Source organism: Kribbella sp. NPDC031520 (assembly GCF_055580825.1).
Genome location: NZ_JBVIKS010000005.1, coordinates 507,640 through 522,584, shown reverse-complemented (window position 1 = coordinate 522,584; position 14,945 = coordinate 507,640). Strand labels below are relative to the sequence as shown.

Here is a 14,945-nt window from a genome sequence, read left to right as displayed (position 1 = left end):
GGGCAACTGACGGTAGGGTCGGGGCTGTCCGGAAGGAGTTGCGATGTCGATGAGCACCGACGACGAGCCCACGGTCGGCCAACTGGTCGCGAACGTCAGCAAGGAACTGTCCAGCCTGGTCCGGAGCGAGGTCGAGCTCGCGAAGACCGAGCTGAAGAAGACCGCGGTCGCGGCCGGGACCGGCGCGGGCATGTTCGCGGCGGCCGCGTTCCTCGCGCTGCTCGCGGTCATCCTGCTGTGCATCTCCGCGGCGTACGGCCTGGTCGCGGCCGGGCTGCACCCCGCGATCGCGTTCCTGATCGTGGCCGGCGCGTTCCTGCTGATCGGCGCGGTCCTGGTGTTCATCGGGATCCGGGCGCTGAAGCGCGCGAAGGGCCCGACCCGGACGATCGAGACCTCGAAGGCGTCCGTCGAGGCGCTGAAGGCGATCGGCAAGGGCCGCGACGAGAACACCACGTACGCGCTACCCGAGCCGGGCGTACGGCGCTGAGCCCGGCGGGAGTCGTCGACCTGCTGGTCGACGGGCCCTGGTCGCACTCACTGGTCGCGGCCAACGGGGCCCGGTTCCACGTCGCCGAGTGTGGCGCGGCGGACGATCCACTCGTCCTGTTCCTGCACGGCTTTCCGGAGTTCTGGTGGGCGTGGCGGTACCAGCTGCCGGTGGTCGCGGCCGCCGGGTACCGCGCCGTCGCGATGGACCTGCGCGGGTACGGCGCCAGCGACAAGACGCCCCGTGGTTACGACCCGTACACCGCGGCCGCCGACGTGTCCGGCGTGATCAGGTCGCTCGGCGCGAAGGATGCCGTGGTCGTCGGACACGGCTGGGGCGGGTTCATCGGGTGGTCCGCGGCCGTACTGGCGCCTCGTCAGGTACGCGCGCTCGCCGCGGTGTCCGCACCGCACCCGTTGCTGCTGACCCGGTCCGGGCGGACGAAGGCGGTGACCCGGACGGCGTGGTTCCAGCTGCCGATCTTGCCCGAGCGCCGGCTGCTCGCGCAGGACGGCGTACACATCGAGCGGCTGCTCCGGGCCTGGGCCGCGCCGGGCGGTACGTTCCCGGACGCGGACGTCTCGCGGCGGTACCGCGCGGCGCTGCAGGTCTGGCCGGCGCCGCACTGCGCGCTCGAGTACCACCGGTGGTTCGCTCGGTCCCGGCTGCGGCCGGACGGGCGCAAGTACTCGGCCCGGATGCGTACGCCGGTCGCCGTCCCCGTACTGCAGATCCAGGGCGCGCAGGACTCGGGGGTGTCGCCCACCGCGGTCACGCCGCCGAGTCTGGTCTCGGCGCCGTTGCGACACGAACTGATCACCACCGCAGGGCATTTCCCGCACGAGGAAACGCCCGACGTGTTCAACACGCTCCTGGTGGACTGGCTGACCGCCGGCCGATGATCAGCGGTTCCATGGGCCCAGGTTCTGGGTGATGACCCAGTGCGCGCCTCTGGGCTCAACCCGGTACCTGGCCGAGGTCGCTCCGCGGCATCCGACCGGCATCGACAGCGCCACGCCGACTTCCAGATGGTCGCCCTTGTCGAGCACGTCACCGACCCGGATGATCGCGGTCTTGGGGTATGCCGTACAGCTCGCGCCGGCCGGCAGCGACCGGTCGAGAATCGTCACCGGCATGATCCGGAGCGTGTGCGAGAACACAATCACGCGCTGGGCCGAGGAGAACCGCGGCCCGGGTCGCATCCCGTCTGCCGCGGTGGTCGGGCCGTCCACCACGATGGCCCGCGTGAACGGGCTGAAGCCTGTCGGCTTCCCCGGCAGCTGGAACGACCGGAGCATCACCCCGATCGCCAGGCCCCAGACATCGGCGTCCCTGCTCGGGTAGGTAGCAGGCGATGCGGTCACCGTGGCCGCCGGTTCGGCGGTGTCAGCCGGACGCACGCGCTGGACGCCGTACAGAACTCCCGCGAGCACCACCAGGACCATCGCCGCTGCGAGCAGGACAGGCATCACGCTGCGGTGCTTTGTTGCCTTCGGCACGTAGTGGTCGTCCGGCAGCACGCGGCCGAGCAGTGCCTCGCGGTCCGCGAACGTCTCCCGGAGCAAGATGCCGAGCTCTTCGTCGGTCGGATCAGGCATGTCAGCTCGCCTCCTCGGCAGTCAGATGTTCGCGCAAGGTCGCCAGCGCGCGGGCGGCGTTCGATCGGACGGTCGCGGCCGCGACGCCGAGCAGTTCGGCGATCTCGGCGTCCGGGAGGTCCTCGTAGTACCGCAGGACCAGAACGGCGCGTTGTTTGCGCGGCAACTTGGCCAGCAACTGCCACGTCGCGTCGCGCTGCGCCTGCCGGAGGCCCAGGTCGTCGTGGGTCGGCCGCTCGATCGGCTCGGCCAGCAGTACCTCGTTGTTCTTCAGCAGGCGCCGCCAACCGAGGAACTCGTTGACCACCATCGTCCGCAGGTACGCCTCCGGCCGTTCGACGCTGCTGATCCGCGCCCACTTGCGGTGCGCGCGGGCCAGCACTGTCTGGACCAGGTCCTCCGCGGTGTGCTCGTTCCCGGTCAGCATCACGCCCAGGCACAACAGCCGGCGTTCGGTCGCACGCACCACATCGACGTAGGAGAGCGCCGGCTCCAGATCACTCGTCATCATCACCGTCACACCACCTCAACGCGGCGATCGCGGCGGGCTGCTGCATCAGGTGCAGGATTGCGTGGAGACGTCCTGGGTGGCGGTGGTGCCGGTGCGGGCGTCGGCGGAGACCTGCTGGGCGGTCAGGACGTAGCCGGTGCGGTTGTCCTCGACGGAAGCCGCGAAGACGACGCCGTACACCGTGCCCCTCGCGGACAGCAGTGGGCCGCCGGAGTTGCCCGGGCGGACCGAGGCCCAGATCGAGAACGCGTCGCGGGTGACCGTCCTGTCGCCGTAGATGTCCGGGCCGCGGAGCCGTTCCTCGGAGCGGATCCGGGCCGGCTCCGCGTCGAACGGACCGTTCTCCGGGTAGCCGAGGACGACCGCGGACGCGTCCGCCTTACCGCCCAGGTCGAAGGTGAGCGGCGTGACCTTCGGGTCGTTCAGGTTGGGAAGGTACAGCACCGCGATGTCGGTCTCCGGATCGAAGACGACGACCTTGGCTTCGTACTTCTTACCGTTCAGCTCGACCTGCGGTGAGCTGACCCCGGCGACGACGTGCGCGTTCGTCATCACGCGCTTGGGGGCGTACAGGAATCCGCTGCCCTCGAGACCGCGCGAGCAGTTCGCGACACCGGTCACCTTCGCGATCCGCGAGTACGCGTCCCGGACCGGCTGCTGCCGGGAGATCGCGCCGTCCGGCGGCTGCGTCTCGCGGATCCGCTCCGGTACGAACGGGTCGAGGAACCGCGGGAACAGGTCCGTGTTCACCACGTCGTTGAACGACTGCAGCGCCCGGTCCGCGCTGGCCGGCAGTACTTCGTCGACCTTCGCCAGCACCTGCGAACCGCGGACCGCCGAGGTCACACTCGGGATCCGCGCGCCGCTCACCGCGACGCCGAGCACCCAGGCGACGATCAGCACCGACGCGGCCGCCAGCGCGGCACCGCCGAGCGCGTCCAGGAACCGGATCGGCTTCCAGGACAGCCGGTTCCGCACCCTGGAGCCGATCATCGCCCCGAGAGTTCGCCCGATCGCGGCCAGCACGACGACGAGTACGAGCGCCGCGAACGACACCGACACGCTCGGGGAGAAGTGGTCCAGCACCTTCGGCACACCCCAGACGCCGAGCCCGGCGCCGACGAGCAGGCCGGCGGTGGCGCACGCACCCAGCACGAAGCCCTCGATGTACCCCGAGATCGCCACCAGCGCGGTGACGATCACCAACGCCCAGTCGAGCTTGCTCACTCCGCATCCTCCGGCTCAGGCCCCTGCGCTCGGCCGAGGTCGTGCTCGATCGCCGTCATCCGGCGGACGTCCTCGGGCCGGCGCCCTTCACTGCGCCAGGCCGCCTCGACCAGCCGGTCGGGCAACGGTACGACGTTCGAGGGGTCCCAGTCTCGGTACCAACCGCCGAGCAGCAGCAATTTGTCGAGCAGACCGGCGGTGAACCCCCAGATGTAGAGGTCGCCGATGGTGAACGCCGGTCCGGTGAAACCGCTGGGGTGCAGGCAACTGATCCGGTTCGCCGGGTCGGCGAGCGCGCTGATCGGTACTTCGTGCACCGACGCGACCTCGGCCGGGTCGACCACCGCGACCGGCGACGGGTCCCGCCACCAGGCCAGCACCGGCGACACGCCGAAGTTGCTCACCGGCACCCAGAGCGCCGGCCAGATCGCGAACGGTACGACGCCGTCCGGGTCCAGGCCGGTCTCCTCCTCGGCCTCCCGCAACGCCGTCCGGACCAGACCGGTGTCGCCGGTACCGTCCGCCGGGTCGGCGCCGCCGCCCGGGAACGCCATCTGGCCGGCGTGCTTGCGCAACGTCCAGGCCCGCTCGGTGAGCAGCACCTCCGGGCCGTTGTTGCCGTCAGCAAGCAAGATCAGGACCGCGGACTTGCGTACCGACGGGTCGTCCGGGGGCAGGAACCGGGACAGCAGGTTCGGGTCGACGTCCTCGGACGCCTTCCGCAGCGGACGCAGCCAGTCCGGGATGTCGATGTCCGTCACCGGGTCACTCCGAGCTTGTCCTTCAGCAGTTGGTCGAGCTGCTGCTGGGAGATGAGTACGCCGCGGTGGACGTACGCGACCGCGCCGTTCGCGTCGACGAACACGGTCAGCGGCGGACCGCCCACCTTCAGCGGCCGCTGGATCGACTTGTCCGTGTCGACGACGTGCGGATACGCCAGGCCCTCCTCGCCGGCGAACTTCACCGCGAGCTCCGGCCGCGGGTCGTCGTAGTCGATTCCGAGCATCTTCACCTTGCCGGACTTCGCCAGCGTCGCCAGGTACGGCGCCTCCGCGCGGCACGGGCCGCACCACTGTGCCCACACGTTGATCACCAGCGGCCCGCGAAGGTCCGCGAGCCGGACGTCGGGACCGCTCCCGAGGCAGGGAAGGCTGATGTCCGGCAACCCGTTGCTGACCGGAGGCTTCGAGTCAGTCGTCGGACAGGCCTTCAGCTGGTCCGCCCCGGCCGCGACACTCCGACCGGCCGACGGCTTGGCTGTCCCGTCGGCCTGCTCCGATCCGCACGCCGCCAGGGTCGCCGACAGCACGAACGCGCCAACTCCGACGAGGAGCCTGCGCGTGCTGCGGGACGCCGTACGGGATGTCATGCCGGGGTCTTCACCAGTTTCGCGGCGGCTTCGGGGTTGGTGGGGCCGGCCCCGTACGAGGGGCACCACTGGGCGATCGGGCAGGCGCCGCAGGCCGGCTTCTTCGCGTGGCAGCGGCGGCGGCCGTGGAAGATCAGCCGGTGCGACAGCATCGTCCAGTCCTTCTTCGGGAACAGGTCCCCGATGATGTGCTCGACCTTGACCGGATCCTCCTCCGCGGTCCAGCCGAACCGGCGGACCAGCCGGCCGAAGTGCGTGTCGACCGTGATCCCGGGCACGCCGAACGCGTTGCCGAGCACCACGTTCGCGGTCTTCCGGCCGGTGCCGGGGAGCTTCACCAGCTCCTCGAGCTTGCCTGGTACGACGCCGTCGTAGTCGTCGACGAGCGCCTGGCCGAGCTTGATCACGCTGTTCGTCTTCGCCCGGAAGAAGCCGGTCGGCTTGAGGATCGCCTCCATCTCGTCCCGGTCGGCCTCGGCGTATGCCTGCGCGGTCGGGTACTTCGCGAACAGCGTCGGGGTCACCTTGTTCACCGTGACGTCGGTGGTCTGAGCCGACAGGATGGTGGCCACGAGCAACTCGAGCGGCGTGGTGAAGTCCAGCTCGCAGTGTGCGTCCGGATACGTCTCGGTCAGCACCTTGTGCATCTTGCGGGCCCGGCGGACCAGCTGGGTGTGGGTCTCGTCGACGTACACCGGGGCCTTACGGGGCAGCTTGAGCGGGACCACTTGAAGCGGCTCCGCGACACGCGGGGATGGCATGGAGGCAAGCCTACGTGGCGGTCCCGACACCCGAGGGGCTACGGTTTTGTGGCGACCGGGTGTACACATATCGGTCGACGGACGTGGCGGATCCCACGTCCGGAGTCGTGGTCGAAGGTCCTAGGAGGCCAAAAGTGGATGCCGCAGTGCTCCGACAGGCACCGCTGTTCAGTCAGCTCGACGACGAGGCGGCCGACGCGCTCGCAGCCTCGATGACCGAGAGCCGGCTGCGCCGCGGCCAGGTGCTGTTCCACGAGGGCGACTCCGGTGACCGGCTCTTCGTCGTCGTCGAGGGCAAGGTCAAGCTCGGCCGGACCTCCGCCGACGGCCGGGAGAACCTGATCGCCGTCCTCGGGCCGGGCCAGATGTTCGGTGAGCTGTCGCTGTTCGACCCGGGCCCGCGGTCGGCGACCGTGACCGCGGTCACCGACGCCACGCTGATGTCGCTGACCCACGACGAGCTGCTCCGCTGGCTCGACGGCCGCCCGGCGGTCGCCCGCGGCCTGCTGCTGCAGCTGGCCGGCCGGCTCCGCAAGGTCTCCGACGTGGTCGCCGACTTGGTCTTCTCCGACGTACCGGGCCGGGTCGCGAAGGCCCTCCTGGACCTGGCCAGCCGGTTCGGCCGGACCGCCGACGACGGCGTCCACGTCCACCACGACCTCACCCAGGAGGAACTCGCCCAGCTGGTCGGCGCCTCCCGCGAGACCGTCAACAAGGCCCTCGCCGACTTCGCCTCCCGCGGCTGGGTCCGCCTCGAGCCCCGCTCCGTCGTCCTCCTCGACGTGGACCGCCTCCAGCGCCGCGCCCGCTGACCCACTCCCAGGCCTCAGCTCCGGCCCGGCCCCGGCTCGGTCCCGATTTGCTTGGCTAACCCGGCAGCTTGCCTGGTTGGCCAGCCAGATCATGGGTTCCACACCGTCATTAGAGGTGTGGAACCCATGACTTCGTCGGTCAGCCAGCCTGCTGAGCCGCCTCGGACCGTGCGAATGCCTGCCGGATGCGCATCGCCGTACGAGCCGGATGTTCGAGATCCGACCAACCGGTACGGACCACCTGTAGCCCTCGAGCGCGCAGTCGGTCCTCCCGATACTTCTCGGCGACCAGTACCGTTCTCGACCCGTCGGCATACTTCAACAGACCGTCGAATTCGACCACCGTGCGGTACTCAGGAAAATAGAAGTCGACCTTGGCGATGTAACCGTCCGCGTCGGTGAACTCCACCTGGAGCATCGGCTCCGGCAATCCCTGCTGATGCATATGCACCCTCAGCCGGGACTCACCCACCGACCCTGCCAACGAGTCGGCGAAACCGAAGACGGACCGCACGTTCGGCCCGCCCGGCCAGAACTCCGTCTGTTCGAGCACCCTACGCAGTTCGGCTTCGCTGACGCGTCCGGCTCGCAGTACGGCGTCCGCACTCACCACGGCGGCCTCGAAGGACGAGACGGCCGCGGTCTCGGCCAGCGCTCGAGCAATTGAGGTGACGGCCAGGTCGTCGACCTCGTCGAGATCGGCAGCCATCAGTACGCCGCGATGGTGCCTGACCCGAGCCGCCGAGCCGGTGCGTGTCCCGTTCGACCTGGTCAGTTGCGCCTCATTGAGGTCGACGCCCCAGACCGGGATGTCGTGGAGGACCAGGGCGGAATGGTGGCTGACCACGGCCGTACCCGGATTCATCGAGTTCACAGCGGCATGTACCAGTCGTCGATGCAGCTTGAGTCGGCGTTCCCAAGGAGGCAGATGGCTCAGATCGATGCGCTCGGCGTACTGACCACGGCGGACCCGATCCCACCGGCCGTCCCGCAGCCGCTCCTGGATCTGCTCGGGCGTGTATCCGGCCTCGATCGCCTGACGACGGCTGAACACGCCGCCCTGCCTGCCGGCTACCGCCGTGAGTCTCTGGTTCATGCTTCCAGGATCCGTCGAGTCGCCCCGGGAGGTACCGCCTTCCGCGACATCTGTGGACAACCGCATTTGCTTGGCAAACCCATCAAAGTGGGGGTCCGTGACCCGGAGTCACGGTCAGGAACCCCCACCTTCGTGGGTTTGCCAGCCAAATGGGTGGGTCTGCCAGGGCAATTGCAGTTAGTGGGCGAGGTACTCCAGTTGAGCCCGCACCGAGCGTTCGGCGGCGGGCCAGAGGGATTTGTCCACGTCGGCGTAGACGTGTTGGACGACTGCTTCGGGGGTGGTGCGGCCCTCGGCGAGCGCGGCGCGGACCTGGTTGAGGCGTTCTTCGCGGTGCTCGAGGTAGTAGGTGAGGACGGCGGTCGGGTCGTCGATCACTGGGCCGTGGCCGGGGAGCAGGCGGAGTACGTCGGCCGGAGAGTTCGCGAAGGCGCGGAGACGCTCCAGGGAGTCCAGGTACGGGCCGAGGGCGCCGTCGGGGTGCGCGACGACGGACGTGCCGCGGCCGAGGACCGTGTCGCCGGTGAGCAGCGAGCCGTCCTGCGGGAGCCAGAAGCAGACCGAATCCATCGTGTGGCCGGGTGTCGGGAGTACCTCGATACGCAGGCCGTCGGCGGTGATCACGTCGCCCTCCGACAGGCCGTGCGCGTGGTCGGTCGGGATCCGGAACTCCGGGTCGACCGCGCGGACGCCGCAGCTCGCCTGGTTCGCGAACCACGCCGCGCCCTCGGAGTGGTCGGGGTGCTTGTGGGTGAGCAGTACGACGGCTACCTGGCCGGCTGCTTCGAGTACGGCGCGGAGGTGGTCCTCGAGCAGGGGTCCTGGGTCGACGACGACGGACCGCTCGCTGTCCGGGGCGCGGAGGATCCAGGTGTTCGTACCGTCGAGCGTCATCAGGCCGGGGTTGTCGGCGCGGACGAGGGTGGCGTACTCGGTGACTTTCACGTGGTCTCCAGATAGGCCTGGTCGCCGTCGACGCGCACCGTGGGCATGATCGCCCGGATCTTGCGTTCGCCGGCCGCGGCCAGGATCGCCGGTACGTCGCCGTACTGCGCGAGCTCGTGGCAGCAGACGTACGTCGGGGGCAGCATCAGGACCTCGCCCGCGTCGACAGCCCGGACCGCGTCCGCGGGACGGATCCACATGACCTGGTCGGACTCGCTCGTCACGTCCCGGGTCACCTGCCCGGCGGGAAGGGCCGCGACGAAGAAGGCGGTGTCGTAGCGCTTCGGCTCGAACTCCGGGGTGATCCAGTGCGCCCACGGGCCGAGCAGATCCGCCCGGAGGAGCAGACCGCGCCGGTGCAGGAAGTCGGCGAACCCGAGCTCCCGGCTCTCCAACGCGACCCGATCGGCCTCCCAGTCGGCGCCGGTGGTGTCCGCGACCACGGCGTCGGGTGACGGGCCGGCCAGCAGTACACCGGACTCCTCGAACGTCTCCCGCACCGCCGCCGCGACGTACGCGGCCGCTGTCGCCGCGGTGCACCCGAGCCGCTCGCCGAACCACTCAGGCGAAGGCCCGGACCACGAGTCCGCCACCGTGGAGTCCGTCGCGTCGACCCGCCCACCCGGGAACACCGTCATCCCCGCCGCAAACGCCATCGTCCGCTGCCGCCGCAACAAATACACCTCAGGAGTTGCCGGGCCGCGGAGCAGTACGACGGTGGACGCCGGCCGAGGTTCAGCCGGCATCCGGGTACCGCGGACGTACTCGAGGGCTACCTCGGCCATCCGGCCCGTCATCAACTCCGACGTCAGGTTCCGCACGAGCTGGTCAGCTGACCTCGACGATCAGTTCGATCTCGACCGGGGCGTCCAGCGGAAGGACCGGTACGCCGACCGCGCTGCGGGCGTGGGCGCCTGCGTCGCCGAAGACCTGGCCGAACAGCTCGGAGGCGCCGTTGGCGACCTGCGGCTGGCCGGTGAAGTCGGGCGTGGAGGCGATGAAGGCGACCGCCTTGACGATCCGCTTCACGTTGCCCAGGTCGCCGATCTCCGCCTTGACGGCGGCCAGCGCGTTCAGCGCGCACTGCTGCGCGCACTCGCTGGCGACCTCGGGCGTGACGGCGTCGCCGACCTTGCCGGTGGCGATCAGGGTGCCTTCGCGGAGCGGGAGCTGACCGGACGTGTACACGAGGTCACCGGTACGGACCGCCGGCACGTACGCGGCGACCGGCTTCGCGACGTCGGGCAGCTTCAGGCCGAGCTCGGCGAGCTTCTCCTCGGGGTGGCTCATTTGTCCTCGATCTCCCGCTTGAAGTAGGCGACCAGGTTCTCCGGGTTCAGGCCCGGGACGACCTGGACCAGCTCCCAGCCGTCCTGGCCGAAGTTGTCCAGGATCTCCTTGGTCGAGTGGACCAGCAGCGGCGCGGTGAAGTACTCGAACTTCTTCATAGAACGGGACTCTAACGGTGTGTCGTAGAGCACGCCCTACCCTGGTGAGTATGGCGCGACTGCACGTGGTGACCGGCAAGGGCGGCACCGGGAAGACCACCGTCGCGGCCGCCATGGCGCTCGCGCTGGCGGAGCAGGGCAAGCGGGTGCTGCTTTGCGAGGTCGAGGGCCGCCAGGGCCTCGCCCAGCTCTTCGACGTACCTCCCCTGCCGTACGTCGAACGCCGCATCGCGCACGGCCCCGGTGGCGGCGAGGTGTACGCGCTGGCCGTCGACGCCGAGGCCGCCCTGCTCGAGTACCTCGACATGTACTACCACCTCGGCCGCGCCGGGAAGGCGCTCGAGAAGGTCGGCGCGATCGACTTCGTCACTACGATCGCCCCCGGGCTCCGGGACGTACTGCTGACCGGCAAGGTGTACGAGGCGACCCGCCGCAAGGCGCACGGCAAACTCGCGTACGACGCCGTCGTGCTGGACGCCCCGCCGACCGGCCGGATCGGGCGGTTCCTGAACGTGAACCACGAGGTCGCCGGCCTCGCCAAGGTCGGGCCGATCCGGAACCAGGCGGACGCGATCATGGGCATGCTCCGCTCGGACGTCACCCGGATCCACCTGGTCACGCTGCTCGAGGAGATGCCCGTCCAGGAGACGCTCGACGCCGCGGAGCTGCTCGAGAAGCTGGACCTGCGGATCGGGTCGATCGTGGTGAACATGGTCCGCAACAGCCCGCTCGACGACGACGCGCTCGCCCTTGCGGTGAAGGACAAACTGCCCACCGCGGAACTCACTCGCGGCCTGAAGGCGGCCGGGATAACGATCGGCGACGACCTGGTCGAAACTCTCGCGACCGAGGCCCACGACCACGCGATCCGGGTCGGCCTGGAACGCGAGAACCGCGACCGGATCGATGCCCTCGGCAAGCAGGTGACGGAGCTGGCGCTCCAGCCGGAGGGGATCGACCAAGGCGCCCTGCTCGATCTGGCAGAGGAGTTCCGGGCATGAGGGAGACGCGCCGAGGAGTGCTGTGGATGCGAGAGCAGTGGCGAGCGGGCGAGGAGCTCGGCCGGTGAGCGAGCTCGATCTGGACGCGTTGATCGACGACCCGAAGACCCGGATCGTCGTCACCTGCGGCGCGGGCGGTGTCGGCAAGACGACGACGGCCGCGGCCCTCGGGCTGCGCGCGGCGGAGCGCGGGCGGAAGGTCGTCGTACTGACCATCGACCCGGCTCGGCGGCTGGCGCAGTCGCTCGGGCTGACCGAGCTCGACAACACTCCACGGGCCGTGGCCGGTGCGAACCCGAAGAACGGCGGCCGGCTGGACGCGATGATGCTGGACATGAAGCGGACGTTCGACGACGTCGTACTGCAGCACGCGACGCCGGAGAAGGCCGAGCAGATCCTCGCGAATCCCTTCTACCAAGCGCTTTCCTCGTCGTTCGCGGGCACCCAGGAGTACATGGCGATGGAGAAGCTCGGCCAGCTGCACCACCAGGCCGAGCGGACCGGCGACTGGGACCTGATCGTCGTCGACACCCCGCCGTCGCGCTCCGCACTCGACTTCCTGGACGCGCCCGAGCGGCTGGCCTCGCTCCTGGAGGGACGATTCCTCCGCCTCCTCCTGGCGCCCGCAAGAGGTCCGTTCAAGCTGATGTCGGCGGGCGTGAACATGGCGATGTCGGTACTGAACAAGGTCCTCGGCGCCCAGGTGCTGACCGACGTACAGACGTTCGTGGCCGCGTTCGACACGCTCTTCGGCGGGTTCCGGCAGCGGGCCGAACAGACCGTCGCGCTGCTCCGGGAGCCGCACACCGCGTTCCTCGTCGTCGCCGCCCCGCAGAACGATGCCCTGCGCGAGGCGTCGTACTTCGCCGAACGGCTGCGGGCGGAGGGAATGCCGCTGGCCGGCGTCGTGCTCAACCGGGTGACGAACTCGCAGGCCCCGGAGCTGTCGGCGGAGCGGTCACTCGCCGCGGCCGAGAAGCTCGAGGAGGCGGACAAGTCGCCGCTGACGGCCGCCGTACTGCGGTTGCACGCGGACAAGATGCAGCAGGTGGTCGGCGACCACAAACGCGCGGAGCGTTTCCGCCGGGGTCACCGCGCGATCCGGACCGTCGAGGTGCCGGCCCTGGCCGACGACGTCCACGACCTGACCGGTCTTCGTCAGATCGGCGAGCTGCTCACCGCCTGATTTCCCTGATTTCACCGTCAGCGAACGCTTGCGGGCCTGGGAATTACTTGCTTACACCCTTGGTTGAGCCTGTCAGACTCAATCTTGGATTAAGGGTGTGACAGCGTGACCGATACGTTGAATCTTCCTGTTCTGCCGCTGGACGACGTCGTGGTCCTGCCGGGGATGGTCGTGCCGGTCCGGCTCGCCGACAGCGAGGCCCGGGCGGCGATCGAAGCCGCGCAGGCCGCGGGTCAGGACCAGGTGCTCCTGGTACCGCGACTGGACGGGAAATATGCAAAGGCCGGAACGCTCGGCGAGATCGAGCAGATCGGCCGGCTGCCGGGCGGAGACCGGGCGGCCGTGATCCGCGGGACCCAGCGGGTCCGCATCGGCGCCGGGACGACCGGTCCGGGTGCGGCGCTCTGGGTGGGCGCGACGGTGATGCACGAGATCACCGACAACCGCTCCGCCGAGCTGGCCCGCGAGTACAAGACTCTGACCACCTCCGTGCTGCAGCGCCGCGGCGCCTACCAGGTGATCGACTCGATCAAGCAGGTGGACGACCCGTCGGAGCTGTCCGACCTGGCCGGCTACGCGTCGTACCTGACCAACGACCAGAAGTCCTGGCTGGTCGAGAACGCCAACGTCAGCGAGCGGCTGGAGAAGCTGATCGGCTGGGTGAAGGACCACCTGGCCGAGCTCGAGGTCTCCGAGACGATCCAGAAGGACGTCCAGGAGGGTATGGAGAAGCAGCAGCGGGAGTTCTTGCTGCGCCAGCAGATGGCCGCGATCCGCAAGGAGCTGGCCGAGCTCGACGGCAAGGCCGAGTCCGAGGAAGAGGACTACCGGGCCCGCGTCGAGGCCGCCGACCTGCCGGAGCACGTCCGCAAGGCCGCGCTCGCCGAGGTCGACAAGCTGGAGCGCACCTCCGAGCAGTCCCCCGAGGTCGGCTGGATCCGCACTTGGCTGGACACCGTCCTCGAGTTGCCGTGGAACGAGCGGACCGAGGACAGCTACGACATCCGTGAGGCGCGGGCCGTGCTGGACGCGGACCACGCCGGTCTTGACGACGTGAAGCAGCGCATCACGGAGTACCTGGCCGTACGGCGTCGTCGTGCGGACCGTGGTCTCGGTGTCGTCGGCGGTCGCCGCAGTGGCGCCGTACTGGCCCTGGTCGGTCCGCCTGGTGTGGGTAAGACCTCGCTGGGTGAGTCCGTGGCGCGGGCGATGGGCCGGACGTTCGTCCGGGTCGCGCTGGGTGGTGTCCGGGACGAGGCAGAGATCCGCGGTCACCGGCGGACGTACGTCGGTGCGCTGCCGGGCCGGATCGTCCGGGCCATCACCGAGGCGGGTTCGATGAACCCCGTCGTACTGCTGGACGAGATCGACAAGGTCGGTGCGGACTACCGGGGTGACCCGACGGCCGCGCTGCTGGAGGTCCTCGACCCGGCGCAGAACCACACCTTCCGGGACCACTACCTGGAGGTCGAGCTGGACCTGTCCGACGTGGTCTTCCTGGCCACGGCGAACGTACTGGACTCCATCCCGGCGCCCCTGCTGGACCGGATGGAACTGGTGCAGCTGGACGGGTACACCGAGGACGAGAAGGTCGTCATCGCCCGTGACCACCTGCTCCCGCGTCAGCTGGAGCGGGCAGGCCTGACGGCGGACGAGGTGACCATCGAAGACTCGGCGCTGCGCCTGCTCGCGGGTGAGTACACCCGGGAGGCCGGGGTACGGCAGCTGGAGCGGTCGATCTCCCGCGTACTGCGGAAGGTGACGGCGAAGCTCGCCCTGGGTGAGGACCTGGGCAGCCTGACGATCGGTGGGACCGATCTGAAGGAGTACCTGGGTTCGCCGAAGTTCACGCCGGAGTCGGCCGAGCGTACGGCGCTGCCCGGCGTGGCGACCGGACTGGCTGTGACCGGTGCGGGTGGTGACGTGCTCTTCGTCGAGGCTTCGCTGGCCGACAAGGAGACCGGCCCGACCGGAGTCACGTTGACCGGGCAGCTGGGTGACGTGATGAAGGAGTCGGCGCAGATCGCCCTGTCGTACCTGCGCTCGCACGGCGCGGAGCTGGGGCTGCCCGTCGGCGACCTGGCCGAGCGGAACGCACACATCCACGTACCGGCCGGTGCCGTCCCGAAGGACGGACCGTCGGCGGGTGTGACGATGACAACGGCGCTGGCGTCGCTGCTGTCCGGACGGCCGGTCCGTTCGGAGGTCGCGATGACGGGTGAGGTGTCGCTGACCGGGCGCGTACTCCCGATCGGTGGCGTGAAGCAGAAGCTGCTCGCGGCACACCGTGCCGGGCTGACCACGATCCTGATCCCGAAGCGGAACGAGCCGGACCTGGAAGACGTACCGGCGTCCGTGCTCGCGGAGCTGACCGTGCACCCGGTGAGCGACGTCCGCGAGGTGCTCGACCTGGCGCTGGAACCGGCCGAGGTTCAGAGGCACCAGTACGCCGCATAACACCGCAGGAGAGAAGGGCCCGGGCGTGTCGCCCGGGCCCTTTT

Annotated in this window: 17 protein-coding genes; 6 read left to right on the top strand and 11 right to left on the bottom strand. The window is 69.6% G+C overall.

Going from position 1 to position 14,945, the window contains the following annotated elements; all coding sequences use genetic code 11:
- Window positions 1-43 precede the first annotated feature (43 nt).
- Together ACZ5BU_RS27850 and ACZ5BU_RS27845 are read left to right on the top strand one after the other, a co-directional pair.
- The gene (locus ACZ5BU_RS27850; protein WP_465703375.1) at window positions 44-490 is read left to right on the top strand and encodes a phage holin family protein; all 447 of its coding nucleotides are present in this window, start codon (window positions 44-46) and stop codon (window positions 488-490) included.
- Complete coding sequence (locus ACZ5BU_RS27845) at window positions 487-1,392, top strand: alpha/beta fold hydrolase (protein WP_465703572.1); 906 nt, start codon at window positions 487-489, stop codon at window positions 1,390-1,392. The genes ACZ5BU_RS27850 and ACZ5BU_RS27845 overlap by 4 nt, the downstream gene beginning before the upstream one ends.
- On the opposite strand, the gene ACZ5BU_RS27840 is transcribed toward ACZ5BU_RS27845, so the two are convergent.
- Genes ACZ5BU_RS27840 through nth form a run of 6 tightly spaced genes read right to left on the bottom strand, consistent with a single transcriptional unit; the run spans window position 1,393 to window position 5,956 of the window.
- The gene (locus ACZ5BU_RS27840) at window positions 1,393-2,088 is read right to left on the bottom strand and encodes a hypothetical protein (protein ID WP_465703374.1); all 696 of its coding nucleotides are present in this window, start codon (window positions 2,086-2,088) and stop codon (window positions 1,393-1,395) included.
- A 1-nt stretch (window position 2,089) separates the two neighbouring features.
- Window positions 2,090-2,599, bottom strand: coding sequence for a SigE family RNA polymerase sigma factor (locus ACZ5BU_RS27835; RefSeq protein WP_465703373.1), 510 nt, complete (start codon window positions 2,597-2,599; stop codon window positions 2,090-2,092).
- Between the two features lie 45 nt (window positions 2,600-2,644).
- Entirely contained in the window at window positions 2,645-3,826 is a 1,182-nt protein-coding gene (locus ACZ5BU_RS27830; protein ID WP_465703372.1) for a MarP family serine protease, read from the bottom strand.
- The gene (locus ACZ5BU_RS27825) at window positions 3,823-4,587 is read right to left on the bottom strand and encodes an NUDIX hydrolase (protein ID WP_465703371.1); all 765 of its coding nucleotides are present in this window, start codon (window positions 4,585-4,587) and stop codon (window positions 3,823-3,825) included. The genes ACZ5BU_RS27830 and ACZ5BU_RS27825 overlap by 4 nt, the downstream gene beginning before the upstream one ends.
- The gene (locus tag ACZ5BU_RS27820) at window positions 4,584-5,195 is read right to left on the bottom strand and encodes a TlpA family protein disulfide reductase (RefSeq protein WP_465703370.1); all 612 of its coding nucleotides are present in this window, start codon (window positions 5,193-5,195) and stop codon (window positions 4,584-4,586) included. Before ACZ5BU_RS27820 ends, ACZ5BU_RS27825 begins: the two co-directional genes overlap by 4 nt.
- A complete protein-coding gene (gene nth / locus ACZ5BU_RS27815; RefSeq protein WP_465703369.1) occupies window positions 5,192-5,956 on the bottom strand; it encodes an endonuclease III in 765 nt (254 codons plus the stop codon). The genes ACZ5BU_RS27820 and nth overlap by 4 nt, the downstream gene beginning before the upstream one ends.
- 134 nt (window positions 5,957-6,090) lie before the next feature.
- On the opposite strand from nth, the gene ACZ5BU_RS27810 reads away from it, so the two are divergent.
- Window positions 6,091-6,768, top strand: coding sequence for a Crp/Fnr family transcriptional regulator (locus ACZ5BU_RS27810; RefSeq protein ID WP_465703368.1), 678 nt, complete (start codon window positions 6,091-6,093; stop codon window positions 6,766-6,768).
- 139 nt (window positions 6,769-6,907) lie between these two features.
- Here the strand turns inward: ACZ5BU_RS27810 and ACZ5BU_RS27805 are convergent, their stop codons facing one another.
- From ACZ5BU_RS27805 to ACZ5BU_RS27785, 5 genes are all read right to left on the bottom strand, one after another.
- Window positions 6,908-7,864: a type IV toxin-antitoxin system AbiEi family antitoxin domain-containing protein gene (locus ACZ5BU_RS27805; RefSeq protein WP_465703367.1), complete on the bottom strand. Its 957-nt coding sequence runs from the start codon at window positions 7,862-7,864 to the stop codon at window positions 6,908-6,910.
- 177 nt (window positions 7,865-8,041) lie between these two features.
- Window positions 8,042-8,758 carry an MBL fold metallo-hydrolase gene (locus tag ACZ5BU_RS27800; RefSeq protein ID WP_465703571.1) on the bottom strand — a complete coding sequence of 239 codons (717 nt, stop codon included), beginning with the start codon at window positions 8,756-8,758 and terminating at the stop codon, window positions 8,042-8,044.
- Window positions 8,759-8,805: 47 nt separating this feature from the next.
- Complete coding sequence (locus tag ACZ5BU_RS27795) at window positions 8,806-9,630, bottom strand: NUDIX hydrolase (RefSeq protein ID WP_465703366.1); 825 nt, start codon at window positions 9,628-9,630, stop codon at window positions 8,806-8,808.
- A gap of 7 nt (window positions 9,631-9,637) precedes the next feature.
- Window positions 9,638-10,099, bottom strand: a complete 462-nt coding sequence (locus ACZ5BU_RS27790) for a RidA family protein (RefSeq protein WP_465703365.1) — start codon at window positions 10,097-10,099, stop codon at window positions 9,638-9,640.
- Window positions 10,096-10,257: a DUF4177 domain-containing protein gene (locus ACZ5BU_RS27785; protein WP_165553378.1), complete on the bottom strand. Its 162-nt coding sequence runs from the start codon at window positions 10,255-10,257 to the stop codon at window positions 10,096-10,098. Before ACZ5BU_RS27785 ends, ACZ5BU_RS27790 begins: the two co-directional genes overlap by 4 nt.
- 50 nt (window positions 10,258-10,307) lie before the next feature.
- Here ACZ5BU_RS27785 and bagA point away from each other — a divergent pair, with 50 nt between their 5' ends.
- The 3 genes from bagA (at window position 10,308) to lon (ending at window position 14,901) form a co-directional block, all read left to right on the top strand.
- A complete protein-coding gene (bagA, locus tag ACZ5BU_RS27780) occupies window positions 10,308-11,258 on the top strand; it encodes an ATPase BagA (protein WP_465703364.1) in 951 nt (316 codons plus the stop codon).
- Window positions 11,259-11,322: 64 nt separating this feature from the next.
- Window positions 11,323-12,444 (top strand): ATPase BagB, encoded by a 1,122-nt coding sequence (gene bagB, locus ACZ5BU_RS27775; RefSeq protein WP_465703363.1) that lies wholly within the window; start codon window positions 11,323-11,325, stop codon window positions 12,442-12,444.
- A 105-nt stretch (window positions 12,445-12,549) separates the two neighbouring features.
- Complete coding sequence (gene lon / locus ACZ5BU_RS27770) at window positions 12,550-14,901, top strand: endopeptidase La (RefSeq protein WP_465703362.1); 2,352 nt, start codon at window positions 12,550-12,552, stop codon at window positions 14,899-14,901.
- The last annotated feature ends 44 nt before the right edge of the window (window positions 14,902-14,945 follow it).